This window comes from candidate division TA06 bacterium B3_TA06 (assembly GCA_005223075.1).
GTDB lineage: Bacteria > Hydrothermota > Tepidihabitantia > B3-TA06 > B3-TA06 > B3-TA06.
The window spans coordinates 70,023-91,119 of the sequence record NJBO01000010.1; the positions used below are offsets into that span (position 1 = coordinate 70,023).

The 21,097-nt window shown below is 53.0% G+C and carries 19 protein-coding genes; 9 read left to right on the forward strand and 10 right to left on the reverse strand.

Features of this window, described 5'->3' with window-relative positions:
- Positions 1–582 precede the first annotated feature (582 nt).
- From CEE36_07185 to CEE36_07200, 4 genes are read left to right on the forward strand one after another with little or no spacing between them, the layout of a single operon-like run.
- On the forward strand, positions 583–1,431 hold the full coding sequence (locus tag CEE36_07185) for a hypothetical protein (protein ID TKJ42677.1): 849 nt from the start codon (positions 583–585) through the stop codon (positions 1,429–1,431).
- On the forward strand, positions 1,428–1,952 hold the full coding sequence (locus CEE36_07190) for a hypothetical protein (GenBank protein ID TKJ42678.1): 525 nt from the start codon (positions 1,428–1,430) through the stop codon (positions 1,950–1,952). The genes CEE36_07185 and CEE36_07190 overlap by 4 nt, the downstream gene beginning before the upstream one ends.
- Positions 1,949–2,437: a hypothetical protein gene (locus tag CEE36_07195; protein TKJ42679.1), complete on the forward strand. Its 489-nt coding sequence runs from the start codon at positions 1,949–1,951 to the stop codon at positions 2,435–2,437. Before CEE36_07190 ends, CEE36_07195 begins: the two co-directional genes overlap by 4 nt.
- A 19-nt stretch (positions 2,438–2,456) precedes the next feature.
- Entirely contained in the window at positions 2,457–3,233 is a 777-nt protein-coding gene (locus CEE36_07200; GenBank protein ID TKJ42680.1) for a nucleoside triphosphate pyrophosphohydrolase, read from the forward strand.
- An 81-nt stretch (positions 3,234–3,314) separates the two neighbouring features.
- On the opposite strand, the gene CEE36_07205 is transcribed toward CEE36_07200, so the two are convergent.
- From CEE36_07205 to CEE36_07235, 7 genes are all read right to left on the reverse strand, one after another.
- Positions 3,315–3,899, reverse strand: a complete 585-nt coding sequence (locus tag CEE36_07205) for a hypothetical protein (GenBank protein TKJ42681.1) — start codon at positions 3,897–3,899, stop codon at positions 3,315–3,317.
- Between the two features lie 315 nt (positions 3,900–4,214).
- Positions 4,215–4,556, reverse strand: coding sequence for a hypothetical protein (locus CEE36_07210; GenBank protein TKJ42682.1), 342 nt, complete (start codon positions 4,554–4,556; stop codon positions 4,215–4,217).
- On the reverse strand, positions 4,549–5,028 hold the full coding sequence (locus tag CEE36_07215; GenBank protein TKJ42683.1) for a hypothetical protein: 480 nt from the start codon (positions 5,026–5,028) through the stop codon (positions 4,549–4,551). Before CEE36_07215 ends, CEE36_07210 begins: the two co-directional genes overlap by 8 nt.
- Positions 5,029–5,338: 310 nt before the next feature.
- A complete protein-coding gene (locus CEE36_07220; GenBank protein ID TKJ42684.1) occupies positions 5,339–6,202 on the reverse strand; it encodes a hypothetical protein in 864 nt (287 codons plus the stop codon).
- A 10-nt stretch (positions 6,203–6,212) separates the two neighbouring features.
- The gene (locus CEE36_07225) at positions 6,213–6,488 is read right to left on the reverse strand and encodes a hypothetical protein (GenBank protein TKJ42685.1); all 276 of its coding nucleotides are present in this window, start codon (positions 6,486–6,488) and stop codon (positions 6,213–6,215) included.
- An 11-nt stretch (positions 6,489–6,499) separates the two neighbouring features.
- Positions 6,500–6,715 (reverse strand): hypothetical protein, encoded by a 216-nt coding sequence (locus tag CEE36_07230; GenBank protein ID TKJ42686.1) that lies wholly within the window; start codon positions 6,713–6,715, stop codon positions 6,500–6,502.
- Between the two features lie 129 nt (positions 6,716–6,844).
- Positions 6,845–7,228: a hypothetical protein gene (locus tag CEE36_07235; protein ID TKJ42687.1), complete on the reverse strand. Its 384-nt coding sequence runs from the start codon at positions 7,226–7,228 to the stop codon at positions 6,845–6,847.
- 661 nt (positions 7,229–7,889) lie between these two features.
- On the opposite strand from CEE36_07235, the gene rsgA reads away from it, so the two are divergent.
- Both rsgA and CEE36_07245 read left to right on the forward strand, forming a co-directional pair.
- Positions 7,890–8,906 (forward strand): ribosome small subunit-dependent GTPase A, encoded by a 1,017-nt coding sequence (gene rsgA / locus CEE36_07240; GenBank protein TKJ42688.1) that lies wholly within the window; start codon positions 7,890–7,892, stop codon positions 8,904–8,906.
- A gap of 5 nt (positions 8,907–8,911) precedes the next feature.
- On the forward strand, positions 8,912–9,871 hold the full coding sequence (locus tag CEE36_07245; GenBank protein TKJ42689.1) for a hypothetical protein: 960 nt from the start codon (positions 8,912–8,914) through the stop codon (positions 9,869–9,871).
- Positions 9,872–10,136: 265 nt separating this feature from the next.
- On the opposite strand, the gene CEE36_07250 is transcribed toward CEE36_07245, so the two are convergent.
- Positions 10,137–10,625, reverse strand: a complete 489-nt coding sequence (locus tag CEE36_07250) for a hypothetical protein (GenBank protein ID TKJ42696.1) — start codon at positions 10,623–10,625, stop codon at positions 10,137–10,139.
- 877 nt (positions 10,626–11,502) lie between these two features.
- Here CEE36_07250 and CEE36_07255 point away from each other — a divergent pair.
- From CEE36_07255 to CEE36_07265, 3 genes are all read left to right on the forward strand, one after another.
- The gene (locus tag CEE36_07255; GenBank protein ID TKJ42690.1) at positions 11,503–14,988 is read left to right on the forward strand and encodes a preprotein translocase subunit SecA; all 3,486 of its coding nucleotides are present in this window, start codon (positions 11,503–11,505) and stop codon (positions 14,986–14,988) included.
- Between the two features lie 169 nt (positions 14,989–15,157).
- The gene (locus CEE36_07260; protein ID TKJ42691.1) at positions 15,158–16,114 is read left to right on the forward strand and encodes a D-alanine--D-alanine ligase; all 957 of its coding nucleotides are present in this window, start codon (positions 15,158–15,160) and stop codon (positions 16,112–16,114) included.
- Positions 16,111–17,556 (forward strand): hypothetical protein, encoded by a 1,446-nt coding sequence (locus tag CEE36_07265; GenBank protein ID TKJ42692.1) that lies wholly within the window; start codon positions 16,111–16,113, stop codon positions 17,554–17,556. The genes CEE36_07260 and CEE36_07265 overlap by 4 nt, the downstream gene beginning before the upstream one ends.
- A 55-nt stretch (positions 17,557–17,611) precedes the next feature.
- Here CEE36_07265 and CEE36_07270 read toward each other — a convergent pair whose 3' ends face one another.
- Both CEE36_07270 and CEE36_07275 read right to left on the reverse strand, forming a co-directional pair.
- Positions 17,612–20,647, reverse strand: coding sequence for a hypothetical protein (locus tag CEE36_07270; protein TKJ42693.1), 3,036 nt, complete (start codon positions 20,645–20,647; stop codon positions 17,612–17,614).
- A 10-nt stretch (positions 20,648–20,657) separates the two neighbouring features.
- On the reverse strand, positions 20,658–21,097 hold a 440-nt coding region (locus tag CEE36_07275), incomplete at its 5' end, for a hypothetical protein (GenBank protein ID TKJ42694.1).

Consider the following 21,097-nt stretch of genomic DNA (forward strand, 5'->3'; position numbering starts at 1 on the left):
CCTCCTTTTCTTTCGTCTGGCACTCGTCGCAGAGTTCGCCATAGGTAGGCCTTTTATAGCTCACATTTACATCTGAACCCGTAGGATAATTAGAACAGTTGGTGCACCAGTGCCAAGTGTCGCTGTTTTTTCTTTTGACGTACCTCGGCATCGTACCCTCCTTTGGACTTATTCGTCCAGGTTGACATTTGTGAAAGGAACAGGATTGGCCTGATTCTTTTTTGCACTCTCTATACATCTCGTTGCTTTATTATATTGAACTTTTTAGAAAAGTCAAGTCCTTTACGTATTATCAGGTATGTGTTAGTTTATCCTTGAAGGTTTACTTCGGTGCGCAGACGGCGAAGTAGGCGGGCCAGTCCACCTGGGTGATCTGCAGACTGTTGCCGTCAGGATCGGTAAAGAGCGCTGAACTCCACGGCCTTTTTGAGATCGGAAACGGTCAAGCCGATTGGTTTGTAAAAGGTTATCGGTGGTATCACGGGTGTTACGAGTATTACGGGTGTTGCGAGTATTACGGGTGTTGGGGGTGTTACGGGTGTTACGGGTTGACATCGATTGAGTAGCTCATATACTTTGCCCATGACCTACGGGATTGATATTTCTGAGGAGGAGATCCGTTGGGTTCGCCTGCCTAAAGGAGAGAACCCGGCTGCTTGCGGTCGTATCCAGCTTGAGGATAATGACCGCTCGCCAAGGCGGATCAGGCAGGTGCTTAAGGAGTTCTTCTCCCGCGAAAGGGTGTCCCGCTTTGTGTTTCCCTTGTGCGGTCAGGGGGTGCGTGCCAGGGTTTTTGCCTCCGACAAGGTGGACATCTCCGAGCTAGAGGATAACGTGGCCTGGGAGGCAAAGTTCATGCTTACCTATGACACACGCCGCGACGTCTTAAGCTTCGATCCTTTACGCAGCGTAGGCAGCCAGACCTGGATTGTTGCAGTGACGGCTCCGCTTGAGGTGATCCAGCGCAAAAGCGGGCTCTTCCCCAAAAACCCTACCCATATCGAGACCGCGTTGACCGCGCTTGCGAACGCGGTGCTTCGCTCCAAGTGGGGAGAGAAGGATATTATTATCCTGCATCTTGACCGTAGCAGAGGTTTCCTTGTTGTTGTAAGTCACGGCAATCCGATCCTTATGCAGGAGATCCCTCGGGTCAATCTGAAAGAGGCAAGGCTTAGCGAGGAGGCTTTGAGCCTCTGGCATGATGAGCTTAAGGTCAGGCGCAACTTCCTTCCCCAGGACAAACGCAGGCTGGATCACTTCCTCTTGTCCGGTGAGGCGGCACTTGTGCCTGAGAACGCCCGAGCCCTTGGTGAGTGCATTGATCTGACGGGCGAGGTGTTTGATCCCTTCGAAGGGGTGGAGATTGAAGGCGAGAAGGATAAGGCACCGCTTTTTACCCTAGCCTATGCATGCGCTTTGAGGGGCGAGTGATGATACGCATCGATCTTGCCGTGCCGAGACGTCGTGAAAGGCTGACCACCTGGCATTATCTCGTCATCTGGGTGTGTGTCTTTCTTTTCGTGGTGGTTGGTGCAGGTATAGGTCTTGTGTTTCAAGGACGGCGTTTGAAGAGCATCGAGCAGGAAAACGCCAGCCTTAGGGCAACGAGCGATTCGCTTAAGACCCAGAAGACGGCTGTTGCCCACTACGAGAGCATTGAAGCCCAATACCGCGAGCTTCTCGGCAAGATAGAGGATGCGAGCCGGTATAACGAAAGGTATCTGGAGGTAATGCGGCTCCTGGATGCCAAGCTCGGCCCGCGTATGAAGCTCGTTTCGTTCCAGATCGAGGCCGACAGCGCAACAGCGATGGTCCTGGCACCCTCAAATCTGGAAGTTCGGCGCTATGTGGACGCGCTCTTGGGGAGCGCGATGTTTGAGCTTATCACGAGCGAGCCGCAGGGATCGCGTGAAGGGTTGATACAACACAGACTCCTCCTGAGGGTGAGATGAAGGTTGCCATAAGCGTTATCTTCGGGATACTGACGGCTCTTGTCTTAGTGATCGGAGGCTATCTGGGGTTTGCAACCATCAGGGAATCGAAGGGCCTTTTGGGGGAAGTGGACTCGCTTCAAACAAGAGTAAACTCGCTTAAGTCCGAGGTAGCTGGCCGGGCCGAGCGTTTGCAAGAAGAGGCTACAATAACGGCTGAACTTGACAGCCTTCGGAGCGCGCTTCAGGCATCCGAAGAGGGCCTTGAGGAGCGATTCACCCATCGGGGCCGGCCTACCTCGAAGGCCGTGATATCCGATTCCCAGAAGGTGGAAGGTATCTATCCTTTCAAACTTAAGGTTGATGGCGCCGCCTCGGCTGTTGATTCCTTCCTTATCGAACTCCAGAGACAAGTGCCGCTTGTGCGTTTCGAAAAGCTTGAAGGGGTCAGAAGGGGCAGGAACCTGAGGCTTGAAGCGACCGGGTCGGTGCGCTTCCCGCGATAGCCAGTAACACACCAATCCCATGAATAGCTCTGATGATAAAGACTTGGGGAGGCTGCGCGAGATAGTAGAACGGTTGCGCAGCCAGTGCCCCTGGGATCGTAAGCAGACGCTTTCTTCCATAAAACATCTTTATATCGAGGAGGCCTACGAGCTTTCCGAGGCGTTGGAGTCTGGCGACGGTGCAAGGATTGAGGAGGAGCTTGGTGATCTTTTATACATCGTTTTGATGGGTATCCAGATAGCCAAGGACGCGGGTCTGACGGATTACGAGAAGGTCGAAGAGATAGCGTCAGCCAAGCTTATCCGCCGCCACCCACACGTGTTTGGAGAAACGAAGGTATCAGGGGAAGGCGATGTGCTTGCCAACTGGGAGCGCATCAAGGAAGCGGAAAAGAGGGGAGAGGCGGGATTTTTCGAAGGCATCCCCAAGTCCTTGCCCGCTCTCATTCGCGCCCAGATGGTGCAGGAGCGCGCAGCGCGGGTGGGTTTCGACTGGCGAAGCGCTAAGGGTCCTTTGGCCAAGGTCAGGGAAGAAACCCAGGAGTTAACCGAACACATCGGGAAGGCTCATGATGATCTTGAGCACGAGCTTGGAGATCTGTTGTTTTCGGTGGTGAACCTTGCCCGACACATAGTGGTGCGAGCAGAGGAGGCACTCGAGTGGTCGAATAAGAAGTTCGAGCAAAGGTTTGAAGGGGTTCGGAGATTGGCTGCTGAGCGTGGGCTTGATCTGGCCAAGATGGATATCGAGGAGCTGGATAAGCTTTGGGACGAAGTCAAGGAAGCCGAACACTGATTATTTAACCACAGATTACGCAGATTAGATTTGTAGTGTAGGGACGGACTCTCCAGTCTGTCCGTGTTTTTTGCGATCTTTTTAGCCGGAGGCTAAAAAGGAGCACACTGGGATGAAGCAGAGCCTCAAAAACGCAAACAGATATAGGAGACCTACCACGATCCACGTCTGATACTCACGAAGGGCCCAGGGAAGCTTGAACCTGCGAAACAAGGGACCTTCGAATCGCCTGGGGAAGAAGGGGGAAACCCTTTGACGGTATTCGTCATATTCCTTGCCGTGCTTCAGAGAAAGACGCTTCTCCTCGGCTCTGGCGATCAAGACGTAGAGGGCTACGAATCCCACTGAAGTCAGCACAATCAGTATCCAATGCGGCCTTAGCAGAACCAATCCTGCCGCTACCAGCAATGCATTGCCGATGTATAAGGGGTGTCTGAGGAGGGCGTAAGGGCCGCGGGTGGCTAAATGATCTGTGGTGATCTGCCTGTTGCGCGAGGTCGGACCTATGAAACCCGCGGCCCAGAACCTTATCAGAAGTCCTGGTATAAAAAGAACTGCGCTCCATACACTTATCCAGGGATGGGAAAAGGCGAGCAACAAAAGCACCCAGAGCGTCGCCAGAACGCTGCGGGTACGGAAGAGGATTTGGTCTAAAGGAACCTTCAAGCCAGCCTTCTTAAGTCTTCAATGAGACCTTTTAGCTTTAGTAATTGTCCATAAGTGCGGATGGGTGAGGTCGTGAGGGATTACTACAACCGTTATTTGTCAGGCTCTTATGGTTGGTACAGATTCTTCCCCTCCCTTGACGGGAGGGGGTAGGGGGAGGATAGTGTTTTGTGCTGCGAACAAAAGCATTTCCTTTCTTACTTACGTGAAGAGGTCTGAACATCGCTGTTACCAAAGCAAGCTGTTGATTTAAACAAGCTTGGCAGTTTACAACTCATCAAATCACTTCGAGTTCATAGATGATCACCTTCGCCTTCAATGCAGGTAAATCTCTACCTTCTTGCCTTCTTCGTCCTTTACCTCGAACACCTTGCCGGGCTGTGCCTGGTCCAAAGCCGCAAGGATGGTGTCGGCAGGGATCTCCTGTTTAGCAAGCACACTCGCAGGGATGAAGTTCATGGCGAATCGCGCCAGGGACAGGGGCAGATTTATCCTCACGTTGGGCTTCTCCTTATCTTTCTCGAAGATCAAGAGGGTTATTTCCCGAGCCTGAGGTCTTGCACCTTCTATGGCTTCAATCAGCTTCTCCGCCTCTTCTGCCGATATCTTTCCTTCGCTTACCATCCTTAAGATACGCAGGGTGGCTTCGCTACTCATGACAACAGTTACCCTTGCTTTTGCCGCAACGTATCTCCTCCACCGCCTCGTCCACGTTGATCTTGCCTTCTTCGAGTTTATCTATGATGACGGTTACCTTGCGAGGCTTGCGTTTTAAACGGTGGAGTATAACGCGAATGATGATCGCAATTCCCACTACCACGATCAAGGCCCACCACCACTGGCCGAACCCGGCTATCAGCCCGATATTGGAAAACCAGATGGCTAATCCTACCACCACTAACAAGAGCGCCCAGAAGGTTCTCCAGCCAACATGTTTGAATGGGATTCCTCTCCTTGAGCGTCTTATCGCCGACTGGATCAGTTCCACCAGACCGAGAAGTCCGATGATCACAAAGATTATGGGCCAGGCGACTTTGAAGGCGAAGGTTTGCGGGGCAACACTCGATCCCAGCCAGATCCAGAAGCCGATCCAGACTACAACCAAACCCCAGAATATCCCGCGGATCATCTTGCTCTCCTTTCAGATTGGGTACGTATCTTGACAGCTTCCAGCTTTTGTTCTTCTCTGCGTTTGAGCAGGAGGTAAAGCCCCGCAAGGATTCCAGCCAGAACTAGAGTGGCTATCCCCACTGCAAACCCTAAGTTATGGATAAGCCCTGAGATCATCTCTTCCTCCTTCGGATGTTTTCTTCAGCCGTTTCTGGGCGCCTTTCCGCTCTCAGCACGGCTATAAAATAGATGGTGGCAAGGATTCCTGCCAGGATAAGACCACCTGCCCATATCGTGATGCCTAATATCCCGGCAAGCCCTGCGATCATTTACTTGCTCCTTTTGCGCAGAGTGATGTCACCATGCTTTGTCTTGACGTAAAGTTTCGCCTCAGGTTTCCCTAAAACGGCTTTGAGTTCATCCTCTTCGTCAGAAGGCTCAAGGTCGAAGTCGCTTGAGATGTCTCCATATTTGGGTTTGTGGATGGTAAGCTCAACGTTTGCCTTTTCAGGGATTGTGAGATTGATATCCCCACCACCGAGCTCGATGCGTCCCACCCCTCGGCATGCCGAAAGGTCAAGGTCTATATCGCCGCCGCCCACTCGAATGTCGAGTTCAGCTGAGATATCTTTGCCTCGGACATCGCCGCCGCCTACGGCTGTGGTGAGCCTTCCTGAGATATTCTTAAGCTTCAGGTCGCCTCCGCCGCAGCGTATTGACAGTTCCGAAGCGAGATTGCTTGCCGAGACGTCACCAGCGGCTGCTTTTAGCTCCACCTCCTGGGATTTAGGAACCTCTATGTCGATGTCGCCGGACATAGTTTTGATTAAGAGCTCGTCTTCGGTTTCCGCTACCTTATGTCCGCCCTGAAGCTTGATGCGGATGGATTGCTCGTCATCCCCGGTGATCTTCACATCGCCGGCTACCGCCTTGACGGTGAATCGTTCCCTGGGGTCGAACTTGAGTTCCTTTTCCTCGCCAGTGTCCATAAAAGGCACGCAGCGCTCGATCATATCCGGCAGGTCTTTCAGACTGAGCTCCACCTTACGGGCGATTCGCTTGCCGAGATCAGATCCCGGTCCGCGCTGGGTAAAACGGAATGGCTCGCCCAGCGCCTCAAGGAGCTTTGTCGCCTCCTCAGCTGTTATCTTGCCTTCTTCCAGCAACTTAAGTATTCGTTCTCTTTCTTCCATTCCTTCCTCCTCAGCCGCAGCAGCCGAACGTCATGAGCTCCGCATCTTCGGGGTCCTCGCAACACTCGCCCCTCATCTTGACGATCACCTTCTTATGAGGGGGATGGCAGCAGGTGTCGAAGTGATGCCTGCCGAAGCTGTGCTTGATGAACATCGGTCCACAATGTGGGTGAGCGTGTGTGCTACGGGCGTAGCTCTTATTCAACGCCTCCAGGAGGTTGGCCGCCTCATCGGCTGTTATCTTGCCCGTTTCTAAGAGTTCAAGTATCTTTTTGCGTTCTTCCATCATATCCTCCGTTACTCGCTGGATTCGCTTTTCTCAGACTCTGCACCCTTGTCAGGTTCGCAGCACTCCTCGTCCTTGGTTTCACAGCACTCATCCGAGGTTGACTCGCAACACTCATCCTTAGGCTCGCAGCAGGGCTCGCCCAGGGCTTTAAGGAGGCGGGCCGCCTCGTCCGCTGTTATCTTGCCGTCTTCCAGAAGCTTGAGGATTCTTTCCTTTGGATTCATTGTCTTCTCCACTTGGTCTTTAGTTACCTATGAACAACCCGCGAAGCAGATTCCTGAGATACCCGTCGTCGGGCTTGGTCCTTCTTAGGACTATTCTTGTCCTTTTTTGTTCTTTCACGTCTTCCTCCTTTAGGTTTCTTCTGACTCTTCTTTTTTGATGAGCCTTATCGCTTCCTCGGCGGAGAGCTCGCCTGCTTCCAGCCTGTCCAGCACCTCGTTTATCTCTTCATGGGAGGCGCGGGCGGTGATGATGCCCATCTTGGCCAGTAATGCGTCCAGACGGTTACGCACCGTAGGGTAGGAGAGCGCCAGTTCCCTCTGAATCTCTCTTAAGCTACCCCTGGAGCGCAAGAAAAGCATCAAAAACTCGCGCTCCTCGTCTGTAAGTCGCGCGAACATGGGAACTTCGAACTCTCCCCGGATCTTTACCTCGCACTTGCGGCAGCTAAGTTCCGAAATATAGAGACTTCCGTTGCAGGCCGGACAGCGTCCGATGAGTTTCTTCTCAGTCATGGTGAAATTATAGTCAAATTTTGAACTTTGTCAAGGTCTAGTTGAACAATTTTAAACCAATTGGGGTTGAATTGAAAAATTGGTAAGGTGGAAGTGAATTTTGTCCCTCGATCAGGCCGCTAATTTAACTAGTAAACTCGTCAGGTTTAAATCGCACTCGTCACAAAAAAGCTGGTCAAAAGGTGGACAAAAGGTAGTCAAAAGCTAGACAAAAGATGGACAAAATTTCGGGGTCCCCGCGACATGAAATGACGACGCTCGCGGAGTAACTGCGTAGCAGATTTGTGGGGTGAAAAAAGATGGACAGGGTTTTTTTAACCACAGATTGAAACTCGTTTCACTCGTTTCCCTTCGGAACGCAGATTTTCACAGATTGTAGGGGCCGACCTTGACAGGGGTGTGGTTCGCGCGTATACTGAAGTGTTAATAAGAAACAATAAACCTACGAAAGGAGGTTTCGATGTCTGATGAAAGAACACGCACGGATAGCTGGAAGCCTCCCCTCGCGCCCGCTTAAGCCAATCGGCAAGCGCCGGGAGGAGAGGGTGAAGTTTTTCGGCCCCTGAAAAGCTTCAAAAATCCAGACTGTCCATATATCAACAGCAAGAAGTAAGTAATGAAATCAACTTAGTATGTACCTTTTGGTACAGAAAGGACAGTTTTGGATACAGAAATTAAGACCCAGACGGGTCTAAAAACCGGTACAGTCTTTAAGAAAACCATCGGCCGCTACTGGGTAAGAACAGGCGACGCTACCGTCGTGTGTACCATCTCCTCAAAGCTGCGCAAGGTTCTCATCTATCCTGAGGCTGACGCCTCGTCCCGCCGGCAATCGGTCGATAAAGTGGCAGATATCGAGATGGTCGACCCGGTAGCTGTGGGCGACGAGGTGCGGTTCAGGGACTCCGGGGATGAATCCGGCATGATCATCGAGGTTCTACCCCGCCGCACCAAATTGTCCCGCCGCGCGGTTCTTCACGGGGCGGACAAGCCTCAGGAGAAAAACATCACCCGCGAGCAGCTCATCGTGACCAACGTTGACCAGATGATTGCGGTGGTTTCGGCCAGGCGGCCCAAGCCTTCGTGGCGGTTGGTAGACCGCTACCTTGCCGATTCCGAACTCCTCGAGATTCCGATCGTTATCTGCCTAACCAAGATGGATTTGATAGATGACGTCGAGATGTTTTGCGAACAGCTCCAGGTCTATGCCGATATCGGCTACAAGCTGCTGTTTACCTCCGCCGTAACCGGCCTGGGCATGGACGAACTCACCGAAATCCTTTCAAACCGAACCTCGGTCCTTATGGGCAAATCAGGGGTGGGGAAGACCACCCTTCTCAATACCCTCGAACCAGGGCTGGGACTTCGAGTGCAGGAGGTTTCTACCCGTGTCAACAAGGGGCGGCATACCACCACTCATCTGGAGATGTTTCCCCTGCGGTGCGGCGGTTTCGTGGTCGACACACCCGGGATGCGGGAGTTCGCCCCGTGGCTCGACAAGACGGATGTAAATCCAGCCTGGCTCTTTCGCGAGATGCGTCCCTACATTGGGCAGTGCAAGTTCGGCATGGGCTGCACTCACTCTCACGAACCGGGCTGTACCATCAAGGCGGCGGTCGATGCCGGAAAAATCACCGAGCGAAGATACGACAGTTACCTGCGGATACTGAGGAGTTGAAAAACATGGCTTCATGTGAAATCAAACCATTCGGTGAAGAACACCTCGAAGATGCTGCCAGGCTATTCGCCGAAAGAATCAGAACAGAAAGGGAGCTAAGCCCTCTTCTGCCTGTACGCTTCGAAGACCACAACACTATTCTGCCGGTATTGGAAAAACTCTCGCAGAAATCCCCGGGTGTTGCCGCGATCTCAAAAAACAAGCTTGTGGGATTTATGATCGGGTGGCTGCTGCCATCCTGGAGAGGACGACGAAGCGTGTGCGTTCCCGAATGGGCACATGCCGAGATCGGCGAGACCCGTGTAAAGGTCTTCAACACGATGTATGAGCGCATCGCGCGCGAATGGGTTAGAGACGGATGCTTTACTCACCTCGTAGGCGTGCTGGCACATGATTCCGAAATTATCGATGCGCTGTTCTGGCTGGGGTTCGGTCTGGCTGCAGTCGATGCCATGCGTGATCTCGGTGACGTAGAAGGTCCCTTTGCAGACGTAGAGATTCGCCGCGCCGGAATTGAAGATCTGGATGTCGTCCTGTCATTAAGTCACGGGCAAGAACAGTATATAGCCACCTCACCTACTTTTATGGCGCTGTTGGAAAAAACCGGTAAGGAATCTTGTGAAAAATTGTTGCAGAACCCCTCTGTGGCATCATGGCTGGCTGTCTACAACGGAGAAGCGGTTTCCCGTTTGCAGATTGGTCCTTCGCATCAAGGTGCAGCACGCGTAATCTCAGATGATAAAACGGCAAGCATAACCGCGGCATTTACAAAAGAACACGTGCGCGAGCAAGGAATCGGTGCCAATTTGTTGAAGCATTCACTGGATTGGGCGAGGTCAGCCGGTTACGTGCGATGCGCGGTTGATTTCGAGCCTGAGAACGTGTTGGGCCGATCTTTCTGGCTTAAACACTTCCAGCCGGTATGCTATGCACTAATTCGTCAGATCGATTTACGAATCGCCTAGGCGCATCAGGGTCGCAACATATCAAGACCTCAAGGAAGGTGATAAGAAATCATACTCTGTAGTTGACAAGGAACTGTTACAACCCTGCATCACTCCCATGAACCGGACTGTGCCATCAAGTCGGCAGTGATCGCTCGCAAAATCACAGAACGCAGGTACGATAGTTATCTGCGAATACTGCGGAGCTCACGTTGAACTAAGGAGTTGTACCGAATAGGCCGGTCCAATGACCGGCCTTCAAGATATCAAGATATCTGGTAGATAATCACTTTTCGATCCGAACCGGTGTGCCTACGTCCACTATCCTCTTTAGCGAGTCCACGTCCTCGTTGTGCATGCGGATGCAGCCCTCAGTTGCTCGGGTGCCTATAGATGCCTCATCATGGGTACCGTGGATCGCAATACCTACCCATTGTTTACCAGACCTGGTCTCCGTGGCAAGTGTCGAGAGCCTCAAAAACCACGGGCCGTAAGCTCCAGGAATCGGCCCCTTGCCGTCACCGAAGTCGTGTTCCCAGGTGTGCGAATCCTCAATCGAGGTGATCGTAAAATCGCCTAGAGGTGTGCGGTTATCTCCCACCTTCCTTTTATCACCTGAATTCTTACCTAAAGCTACCGGATATTTCTCTATCATGGCTCCATTTTTGTAGACGAAAAGCGTAAACAGCGACTTCTTCACAACGATCGAGATACCCCTGGAGTGCTTAGCCTTTGTGGTTGGATTCAGCATATCCGCGCCAAGCACCAGAACCATATCCACAAGATTGGTTCGCACCTCAACCTTACCCGTTCTCAAGTAGTTAATGAGCCTTTTGGCCAGATGTACATCCTTGGGAGGGCAATAGAGCACGGTCTTGGAGAAGGTATCTGCGTCCGCTGTCTGAGGTTCAAGCGAGGCCAGGCCGAATCTGATGCTGAACCGGTAGGCGACGTCGCGGGCCAGACCTGCCTTTGAGGTCCCGTTGAGCACCAGTATCCGCCTCGAGAAGGGCATCGAATCGAAGCTAAGCCCGTTGATACCTGCCCAGACGTGAATCACTCCTTTTGTCTCACCCTTGACGATTTCGGCTTCGGGGAAGATGGAATCAAGCGCATTAAGCCGCCTTCTGTCTCCAGAGTGAACAAAGATGCGTGTGTCTATCTGATAGGCCGCTGATCTGTCCGGCTCCCCCACCGAGTCGGGTAATCCCAGGGAATCGAGCATGATTTTTGTTCGCTTCGTAGGGAACGAGATCTTTCGCAGCTCGGTATATCCTGAGCAGGAGTTGTGCAGCACAACTTTAGGCGGCTCAGGTTTGCAGGCGAGAAACATCATTAAAGCCAGAGGAGGAATCAGCAGCAGTCTGCTTAACATGGATGAGTCTATACGTGGAGGATGAATTGTCAACTATTGCTTTAATGCTCCTTTTCTCCTGCGGAGAAAAGATCGCAAGGAGCATCGGTAGATCGGCTTGGAGTATGAACACAGACTTGAAATGGCTGTGAGGTGTGTTACGGGGGGTGTGTTATTTCCTTAATGAGTCGAGCGCAGCTCCAGTAATAATGAAAATGCCCCCTCAAAGGGTACGGGGTGTGTTACGGGGTGTGTTACGGGTTGACATGGGGCTTAATCCTTACATAATATAGTTAGTATGGCTAACGTTTTGCAGAAGTTCTTCGGCACAAAGCAGGAGCGCGAGATACGTCGCATGAGGCCTTATGTTGTGGAGGTCAACGAGATACTTCTCGCCCTGCACGACTACGGGTCGGCGGACCCGTCAGATCCGCCGCCCATCACCCATCTGGCAGGAATGAGTGTGGAGGAGATCGTCAGACAATCGGCAGAGTTCGAGCGCCGCTGGAACGAGCTGATCGCCGGTATCTTGCCTGAGGACCCTGAACGTTCCGTAAAGCTCCGCCAGGCAGAAGAGAAGGCAGCGGAATGGTTTGCCGAGGGCGAAGCGGGCGAACCTGCGGAGTTCGACTGGCGCGCTATCTACTGGGGGATCGAAAACGAGGTCAGAGCAAGCAACCACTGGGCAGGTGCAGGCGATGACTGGCTCTGCGAGCATCTCGAGGAGAAGGTGGGAAGACCCATCTACAAAGAGCTGCGAGCAGAGCTTGAGGCCAAGGAGCAGGGTGCTTCAAAGGCCTGGCTTGAGGCCAAGAAGATTCTTCAAGCCAGGGTTCGTCCCGCGTTGGTTGCCCGCACCCGCGCCTGGCAGAAGCGCCTCAAGGAGCGTGCCCGCGAGATCGAAGCGGAGGTCAAGAAAACGGACGAAGGGGAACGCAAGGAGCTCTGGAAGCGGCGCACCAACACCGCGCTTGAGCCGATAATGATCGAGGCGTTCAGCATTGTGCGCGAGACATGCTACCTGCTTTTGGGCAATACATGGGACGTGCGCGACTTCGAGACTACCTGGGACATGTTTCCCTTTAACGTGCAGGTTATCGGCGCTGTGGTGCTCCACGAGGGCAAGATCTCCGAGATGCGCACCGGTGAGGGTAAGACCCTTGCTGCTACCATGCCCCTATACCTCAACGCCCTCATGGGCCGAAGCGCTCACCTTGTCACGGTCAACGACTACCTGGCTGCACGTGACCGGGAGTGGATGGGGCCCATCTACGAGTATCTTGGTCTCAGCGTGGGGGTGATCCAGACCGGCATGAGCCCTGCCGAACGTCAGCCCATGTATCGTGCAGACATCACCTACGGCACCAACAACGAGTTCGGGTTCGACTATCTGCGCGGCAACATGGTGCACTCGCTGGATCACAAGGTGCAGCGCTCTCACGCCTACGCGATTGTTGACGAGGTGGATTCGGCGCTTATAGACGAGGCGCGTACCCCTCTTATTATCTCCGGTCCCACCGAGTACGTAGACCGCGGTTACATGCGATACAAGCCTGGTGTGGCGAGGCTTTTCGAAGCCCAGCAGCGGCTTTCCAACGAACGCGTAGCACAGGCTGAGAGGCTTATCCAGGAAGAAAAGGAGATGGACGCGGCACGACTCCTCTTGATGGTGCGCCGCTGCACACCAAAGCACAAGAAGCTTCTACGCATAGAAAAGGAAGGCTCGATGAAGCGGCTCATTGATGACATCGAACTTGCACTAATGCGCGACAAGAAGCTTCACGAACTCGATGCAGAGAACTACTTCACCTACGACGAACACATGCGTGCGGTTGAACTTAACGAGAAGGGCCGAGCACTCCTCAATCCGGCTGACCCCGACGCTTTTACCCTGCCTGATCTCTCTACAGGACTTGCAGAGATAGACAAGCGTGTAGACATTAATCCCAAACAGAGGCTCAAGACAAAGGAGGCCCTTTACGACGAGTACGCGCGCAAGAGTGAGATGCTCAATAACCACCACGCTCTCTTAAAGGCCTACGTTCTCTTCAGCCGAGACGAGGACTACATCGTTGCCGAGGGAAAGGTTATCATCGTTGATCCCTTCACCGGTCGCCCCCAGCCAGGTCGCCGCTACTCAGACGGCCTGCACGAGGCGTTAGAGGCCAAGGAAGGTATGCGTGTCCAGGAGGAGACCCAGACCGTCGCGACCATAACCCATCAGAACTATTTCCGCATGTACGAGAAGCTGGCCGGTATGACAGGTACAGCCATGACCGACGCCAACGAGTTCGTGCAGGTCTACAAGATGGATGATCCCATTGAGATCCCCACCAATAAACTGGTGCGCCGTATTGATTATTCTGACATCGTCTACAAGACACGCGCCGAGAAGTACAAAGCGGTGATCGATGAGATCAAGAAATGGCATGATACCGGCAGACCGATTCTAGTTGGCACCACCTCTGTGGATGTTTCAGAGACCCTTTCGCGTATGCTTCGCCGCAATGGGATCAACCACAACGTGCTCAACGCCAAGCATCACCAGAAGGAAGCGGAGATCGTGCGCGAGGCAGGTCAGATGCACAAGGTAACCATAGCTACCAACATGGCCGGTCGCGGAACCGACATCAAACTCACACCAGAAGTGTTGCAGATCCCCAGCCAATGCAATATAGAGGAGGCTCATACCGATGCTGAGATGGAGCGCTTCAAGCGCTCCAAAGGATGCCAGGAGGACTTCCCTCGTGGCCTTTTGATCGTCGGAACCGAACGGCACGAATCCCGAAGGATAGACAACCAGCTTAGAGGCCGCTCAGGCCGTCAGGGCGACCCGGGAGCATCCCGGTCCTTCCTCAGTCTGGAGGACGATCTTCTGCGCATCTTCGGCGCGGACCGCATGAATCAGGTAATCGAGCGCTTCGGCGGCAAGGAGATGGAGCCTATCTCATCGCCCCTTGTTACCAGGGCCATCGAGAACGCCCAGAAGCGTGTGGAGCAGAACAACTTCGAGATGCGCAAGCGGCTTCTGGAGTACGACGACGTGATGAACAGGCAGCGCGAGGAGATCTATGCCACCCGTGATGAGATCCTTGCAGGGGAGGACCTCGACGGGTTATGCCGGTTTTATTTCGGCGAAGTAATCGACTCTATAGTCGAAGATCATTGCACGGGCCACGGCGGGGATGAATGGGACTGGGAAGGGTTAGAGATGGATTTCGTAAGCTACTTCATGCTTGACTTTGAGATGCCGCCTTTAGAGGAGCGAGCAAAGGTCAAACTCGAAGAGCTTATCGAGATGCTTAACGATCGGGCAGATGAGGCGTTTAAGGTGCGTCGTGAGACACTGGGAGAGGAGAAGTTCGGCGAACTTCAGAATCTGGTTTTTCTTACCGGTATCGACCGGCACTGGCGTGATCACCTGCGGGAGATGGATGAACTTAAGCGCGGCATAGGCCTGCGCGGCTACGGACAGAAGGATCCCATCATCGAGTACAAAAAAGAGGCATACGGTAAGTATGAGGAGATGGTAAGATCACTGCAGCGTGAGACCACCAAGCTTCTGTTCCGCGCCCAGCTCAGACAGGCTCCGGTAAGGCGCCAGGCTCCGGTGCATGCCTACAAGGAGGAGGCTTCGGCCGTTCCCAGCGGGACTGCTAACCCACGGGTTCAGCAAGGTAGGTCCAAGCCGGTCAAGATAAAAAAGAAGGTTGGACGAAACGACCCATGTCCGTGCGGATCGGGCAAGAAGTACAAGAAGTGCTGCTATCCAAAGTATGGTTGATGCTCCTTTGCTCGCTCTGCGAGCAAAGATCGCAGGGGTCCAGATTAAGCAGAACGATTAGAGGGAGATAGGTTAGGATTAAAGATAGATGTCGAATCAAGATTTACAGATTCAAGGTATCTGGTTCCGATCTTTTCGCTTCTAGCGAAAAGGAGGATAAAAAGGAGGATTGGTGGATAAGAGTTTGGTTGAGTCTCTGAAGGGCAAGCGGGTGGTTGTCTGTTCCGGCGGATGGTCGTCGGAGCGTGAGATATCACTGCTTTCAGGCCGCAACGTGTTCGAGGCTTTAAGGAGGCAAGGGATCGAGGCGGTGAGCTTTGACCTCACATCACCCGACGATCTGCCAAAACTCTTAAAAGAGAAACCGGACGTTATCTTCATTGCCCTTCACGGTAAAGCAGGGGAGGACGGTTCGTTTCAGGGATTCTGCGAGGTTGCAGGTATTCCATACACCGGTTCTGGGGTGGCGGCCTCGGCGATCGGGATGGACAAGTGGGTCTCAAAGTGGATCTTTGCCCGCAACGACATACCTACCCCACGGTTCGTTCCCCTCCCAGGAGATACAGACCACGTGCCAGCGGCACAAAAGGCGGCCCAGGAGTTCGGCTTTCCGGTAATAATCAAGCCGCGTTTTGAAGGTTCAAGCGTTGGCGTGCATATCGTTCATGATGAGCTTGCACTGCTTGAGCAGACCCGGCGCGTTCAGGCCGAGTTCGGTGACGTGCTTCTTGAGGAGTTTATATCAGGTATGACTGGAACGGCAGGTATCCTTGGAGACCAGGCGCTGCCTCTGCTAGAGCTTGTCCCCAAGACCCAGGAATTCTACGACTACCAGGCCAAATACACCAAAGGTGCTACCGAGTTCATCTGTCCTGCACGCATGGACCCAGAGCGGACCAAGCGCACCCAGGAGTTGGCTTTACGTGCCTTCCGCTCCATAGACGCCCGTCACTTCGGCAGGGTAGACTTCATGCTGGCAGAAAACTCTCAACCCTACTTGCTTGAGGTCAACACCATTCCAGGGTTGACCGATTTGAGTGATCTACCGGCTGCAGCAAATGTTCTCGGCATCTCATACGATGAGCTTATACTCCGCATAGCGCTCATGGCTCTTGGGGAGCAGTGAGATTCATCGCCTCCATAATCCTTCTCGCATCCACCATGGTAGGTACATCCTATGTTGTGCATACAGAGAAGTCCTATCTTCTGGATAAGACTGATCTCAGAATTATTACCTGTGATGGCTCAAGCCGCGTACCGCTTTTTGGAACCCCGGTTACTATTTTGCTAGGATCGCGTCCTTATGTTCTTACTTCCCAGGCGCTTTTTGCCGTAGATCCAGCTAACGAGCAGGTATCGGCGGTCTTCCGACTGGACAGGGCATACAGCAGCGCTGTGATCGGCACGGACGACCGAATCTACCTTCTTGGTGCAGATGCGTTAAGCGTGGTGCAAGGCTCGGCTGCAAAGATGAGTTTGCTTTATACCTATGGGCTGCCTCGATTGGCCAGCTCTATGTTCTTGCTGCCCTCAGGCGAGTTGCTCTTTATTCCCTCACAGGGGCTTAATTCGTTCACCTACAATCCAAATACCAAGAAGATTATTGATGTGAAGCTGCCCTGGATACCGCGCTATCCATTGCTCATCGGTTCAACCCTTGTCGATCGTAATTCCTTAGGGCTTTGGTTTTTCTCACCTTCGACAAGGAAATCTGCATCCCTCAATCTAGGCTCAGAACCCACACGCGTCAGCGCCTGGCAGGGCAAGGTGCTTGCCGCCACTTCCTCAGAACTTATTCTTGCCGATCCAGCATCTTCAACCCTCCTCGCACGAACGCAGATTGCCGACATCAGGAAACTCTCCACGATAGATTCGGAGAGCTTTGCAACCGTGCTTGCCGGTAACAATCTGATCACCGTTAGTCTGCCCTCACTGGTTCCCGCGGATACCTTCAATGCTTCTTGCCCCCGTAACACCCACTCCCGTAACACACACTCTTCCGCCTATCCGTTTATGGGTAAGCCTTTATTCGTGTGCGGCGACAGGCTGGCCCTTCCAGGTGTAAGTGAACAAACGCAAGCCTACCTCGTTCAGCCGGTGAGGAGTTTTGAAGGTCAGGCTTTCTCTCTTCAGGTAGGAGCCTTCTCCAATCCCGCCAGCTTCGGCCCTCTCATGGAGAACCTGGCGCGCCAGGGACTACCTTACTACTTTGTCAAGGAAGGTGGATTGACCAAGTTCAGGGTAGGGTTCTTCAGAACCCGTGCCGAGGCCGACCGATTCAGATCGTTCCTCCAAGACTACGGAGCCTGGGTGATTGCCGAACACTCCACACGTCAGCTTACCCACTCACTCCACGACCTTAACCGTGACCGTCGCCCTGACGGGATAGTGGCCAAAGCGGACAGCGTGCTCGTCTCTACCTTAAGCCAGAGAACCTGGATAGAAGTTCTTAAGGCATCAAAGCTTCCGGCCACAGTCAATGACGTTTACCTGAAAGGCAACAAAGCTTATGCCGAGCTTGATGGGATCGGTCTGCGGGAGCTGGTTCTGCCCGACTCCATCCAGTAGTTTCGTCCTACCTTTAATCAGTCTGTGGATCTCTGATATCTTAGGGATCGAGGTGTTAAAAGTACATCCCTGCAGATAGCTCGAAGGAGTTTGTAAGCCCGCGTTCGTCAGGGTAGAGGTTGCCTTCGTACTCCAGCCGCATGGAAAGTCCTTTGCCGATTGAGCGCTCCGCACCCGCGGTCCACGCAGGATGCAGACCCGGTGGGTCGTCGCGTGATATAAGGTAGGGGAGCTCAGCAATATTTGGCTGGCGCTGAGTCAATAGCACGCCTGCGGTCAACTTCAGGTCTTCAAAGCGTTTTTCAAGATTGGTCCCAACCCATGCACGTCGTATGATAATTTCCCCTAGTTCAGGATAGTAAAAAGGTTCTTCTGCGGTGAGCGTGCCGAAGCCTATCTGCGGTTCGATCCGCAGCCAGAGGTCGATAATTGGTGCAAGGCTTGCCGATACCTCCTCGCGTGAACGCAGCGGTTGCTGGCCTCTGTGCCGCTCCTCGGTATCGTAGGAACCTTCGAGCCTTACAAGATAGTCTGGATGCACGCGTGAGCGCAGCTCGATACGGCCACCCCAGCCTGCAAGGGTTTCGTCGGTCCCGCCCCATGAGGGGAAACGCTGATTGCGATAGCTGGGTTCAAGGATAACGTTGAGAATCGTTTCCCTGGGGAGGAGCGTGATCCTTCCAGATGCGATAAGGGAGTTCGATATAGGCAATTCCTGGTAAGTCACAGCGCTCCAGAGCCTTATTAGATTAAAGTTGAGGTCTGTGCCGAGATTTGCATCCCGTTCAATCTCAGGTGCAGCGCCTTCCTCGGTTCTCACCACTCTCCTGTAGTCTCCCTGCTCTTCCGGTATATACTCTCCGGTTTCCGGGTCCCTTGCATAGTCACCCGTGCCCGGCTCGACAGGTATATACTCCACTATCTGAGTCCTGCTGCGGGTGGTTTGCTGGGACAGATCAGCGTAAAGCCTTATGCGGGACGATGGGGTGTAGTTCGTATAGATATCGGCGTAGAATGCCTCCCACTTTTTACCTTCCGCTGCATCCAGGTAAGACATTCTTTCTATCCCGGTGTTGACAGAAGAAGAAAGCTTATCTCCCTCCCAATTACCTCCAACGCCGAGGCGGTCGTAGTATAGTGTGTCTTCCCAGTCTTCCTCCTTCCTCTGGTCAATGCGTCTTGAGACTGTGGTTTTCATTGTTAATTCATTTATCGGCGAGACCATGAGGCCTAAAAGAGGCTCGATGTTCCTAGTATTAGCAGTGTCCAGGGTATAGTTCTCGAACCCAAGTCCGGCAAGCGGGGTGAATATACCTATGCGCGGATAAAGGTTTGCATCCGCCCTTTGGCGTTCCTTTAACCAGTCAGCTGAAAGGTCAAAGAAAGAACCTTCTGATGCGAGCCCTGCCCTGAACTCGTGAGTCTGGGTCCACAGATGCCCGCCCTGGGCCCCTAGTGTTAAGGACTCTCGAATCACCGTAACACCAAGGCTCTGTGCGTTAAAACTTCGAGGCAGCGAGTCGCGGTTCCAACGATCTGCAGCTTCTGCGTCATCACCGTCTGCTGGAATCCAAACCTCAGGGGTCTGTAATCTATGGTCAAGCTCTACCTGCAAGCGCTCGGTTTCGAATCCTGTCTTTACCCTGTGCGCATGGCCGAAGAGCATATTAGTTTCGTTATACAGATTCGGCGTCCTGCGTGATCCTATGGTGGAGACGGAAAGATTCAAAGCTCCTATGTCTTCATCAAGGGATAAGAATAAGGCCTCCTCGCGTGAAGGAAGTGTGGTAAGTATCTCCGCCCGATAGTCTCCGGAATCCGGACCGATGTAGCGGAAGAAGCCTGAATCAGGATCGAGCACGTAGTCGCCTTCGGCTGCATCAACCCTGCGGAAACTCACGTCGTATGAGCCTGCAGCGGGACCTGTCCAAACGTAGTGACTATCCTGGAGCGTGTAGCTCCCCTTATTCTCTCCAACGAAACGAACCCCCGGTACTATCGCCTCACCTACGGTTGCGGTATCCAGTATAGCCTGCTGCTCGGCAGACCAGGAGTGAAATAGATGGGTGCGCGAGTCCGCCTCGCGGTAAAAGAGACCTTCAAAAGGCCCGATCTGGAGACCTGCGAGCTCGTTGTTCGAGCGGTAGTCTGTCCCGGCATAGGTGTAGTCTACCTCGAGTCTTGATGTGGCCTCGATCCTTTGATAATTTGTAAATGTCAGCTCTCCGGTCGAGTAGTCAATAACGTAGTCTTTTTGGCTACCCCTTTCAAGGAGCTTACCGTCCAGGTATATGCGTTCACTTCCCGGTATTACGGGCTGATCAGAATCCCTTTGGCCCACGTAATAAGGCCCTTGCTTGCCGTCTTCCGTATCTAATACCTCACGCCCCTGTTTTGAACCGTCTATGCCGAACGCGCCGCTTGCTCCTAACCTCTCAAGCGAAAACTCACCGGCAGCGCCTTGCAACCTGCGCTGGATCGTGCCGTAGCCGGGCAGGGAATGGGCAAGATCAAGATCGCCCAGAGCGAGCTTCCATCTATCCTGGGAAAGGCTTATCGCGATCCTGTCGAACCCCTCGATTCGTTCAGTGGTGCCTTCAGGGACAAATGTTCCTTCCTCATCTGTAAGATAGGCCTCGACATCAACCCCTGTAAGCTCACCGGATACGTTAACAGAAAGTCCCTGGTCAATATCGCCTATCCCCCCCTCGTTTACCGATATGGAAAAGGTCTTTGAACCGTGCACCTCGAGGGTTCCCCTTGTTTGTACTGGAATCTCTCGGCTAGACGAGTCTGATGAGGCAAATCGGCTTTCCTTATTTGGCTCGTGTATCCTTACCGGAGCTATTGCCGTGTCCTCAAGGCTTAAGTAACTGGCTTGCACTAACAAGGTCTCAGCAGGCGGTCTCTCAAGGTAAAGCACCCCATCCTTTATCTTGTAAGCTGAGCCGATTGAATCAATCACAAACGTTCCCTCCACAACAAGAGGGTATATGAGTGGATACTCACTTCTTCCCGGCTCAAGCACAAGGGTTTCCTCATGCGGGGTTAGGATGGAAGAAAGTAAGAAGGACAGGAGCAGCAGGTTCATCCTTACGGGTCTACTTCCCTACCCTTAAGATTCTGCGTGAGTCCATTAATACATAAACGCCTTTATCGCATAGAGCCAAGCGGGAAGAGGAGATCTCTTCGATCGTAACCACAGCCTGTGTTAACTTTTGCTTTAACCCCTCATCAAGCGGCGGCATCTCGTTATCCTCCAGATAAAGGCTATCTCTAAGCACCCAGATTGAGGTGGGTAGGATCTTGAGCTTGCGAATCTCAAGTTCCCTTCCCAAAGGCGACAGCCGCCGCAGATCGAACGCAGAAAGCACCCATAACTCGCCGTAGCGATTGATGGCAGCATCGTCAACATCCTCGGCGATCACTGCTTTGCGCGAGGTGCGCAGATCAAAAAGCCTCAGGGTGCGCTCTGCAAGGATGTAACATAAAGAGCCTTTTACAAGAATCCTCTGCACCAGGAGAAAACGCTCGGGCAGGG

Coding starts and splice junctions, on each gene's coding strand:
- CEE36_07185 (TKJ42677.1), top strand. CDS start 583: ATGACCTACGGGATTGATATTTCTGAGGAGGAGATCCGTTGGGTTCGC.
- CEE36_07195 (TKJ42679.1), top strand. CDS start 1,949: ATGAAGGTTGCCATAAGCGTTATCTTCGGGATACTGACGGCTCTTGTC.
- CEE36_07200 (TKJ42680.1), top strand. CDS start 2,457: ATGAATAGCTCTGATGATAAAGACTTGGGGAGGCTGCGCGAGATAGTA.
- CEE36_07210 (TKJ42682.1), bottom strand. CDS start 4,556: ATGAGTAGCGAAGCCACCCTGCGTATCTTAAGGATGGTAAGCGAAGGA.
- CEE36_07215 (TKJ42683.1), bottom strand. CDS start 5,028: ATGATCCGCGGGATATTCTGGGGTTTGGTTGTAGTCTGGATCGGCTTC.
- CEE36_07220 (TKJ42684.1), bottom strand. CDS start 6,202: ATGGAAGAAAGAGAACGAATACTTAAGTTGCTGGAAGAAGGCAAGATA.
- CEE36_07225 (TKJ42685.1), bottom strand. CDS start 6,488: ATGGAAGAACGCAAAAAGATACTTGAACTCTTAGAAACGGGCAAGATA.
- CEE36_07230 (TKJ42686.1), bottom strand. CDS start 6,715: ATGAATCCAAAGGAAAGAATCCTCAAGCTTCTGGAAGACGGCAAGATA.
- CEE36_07235 (TKJ42687.1), bottom strand. CDS start 7,228: ATGACTGAGAAGAAACTCATCGGACGCTGTCCGGCCTGCAACGGAAGT.
- CEE36_07245 (TKJ42689.1), top strand. CDS start 8,912: ATGGCTTCATGTGAAATCAAACCATTCGGTGAAGAACACCTCGAAGAT.
- CEE36_07250 (TKJ42696.1), bottom strand. CDS start 10,625: ATGGTTCTGGTGCTTGGCGCGGATATGCTGAATCCAACCACAAAGGCT.
- CEE36_07255 (TKJ42690.1), top strand. CDS start 11,503: ATGGCTAACGTTTTGCAGAAGTTCTTCGGCACAAAGCAGGAGCGCGAG.
- CEE36_07270 (TKJ42693.1), bottom strand. CDS start 20,647: ATGAACCTGCTGCTCCTGTCCTTCTTACTTTCTTCCATCCTAACCCCG.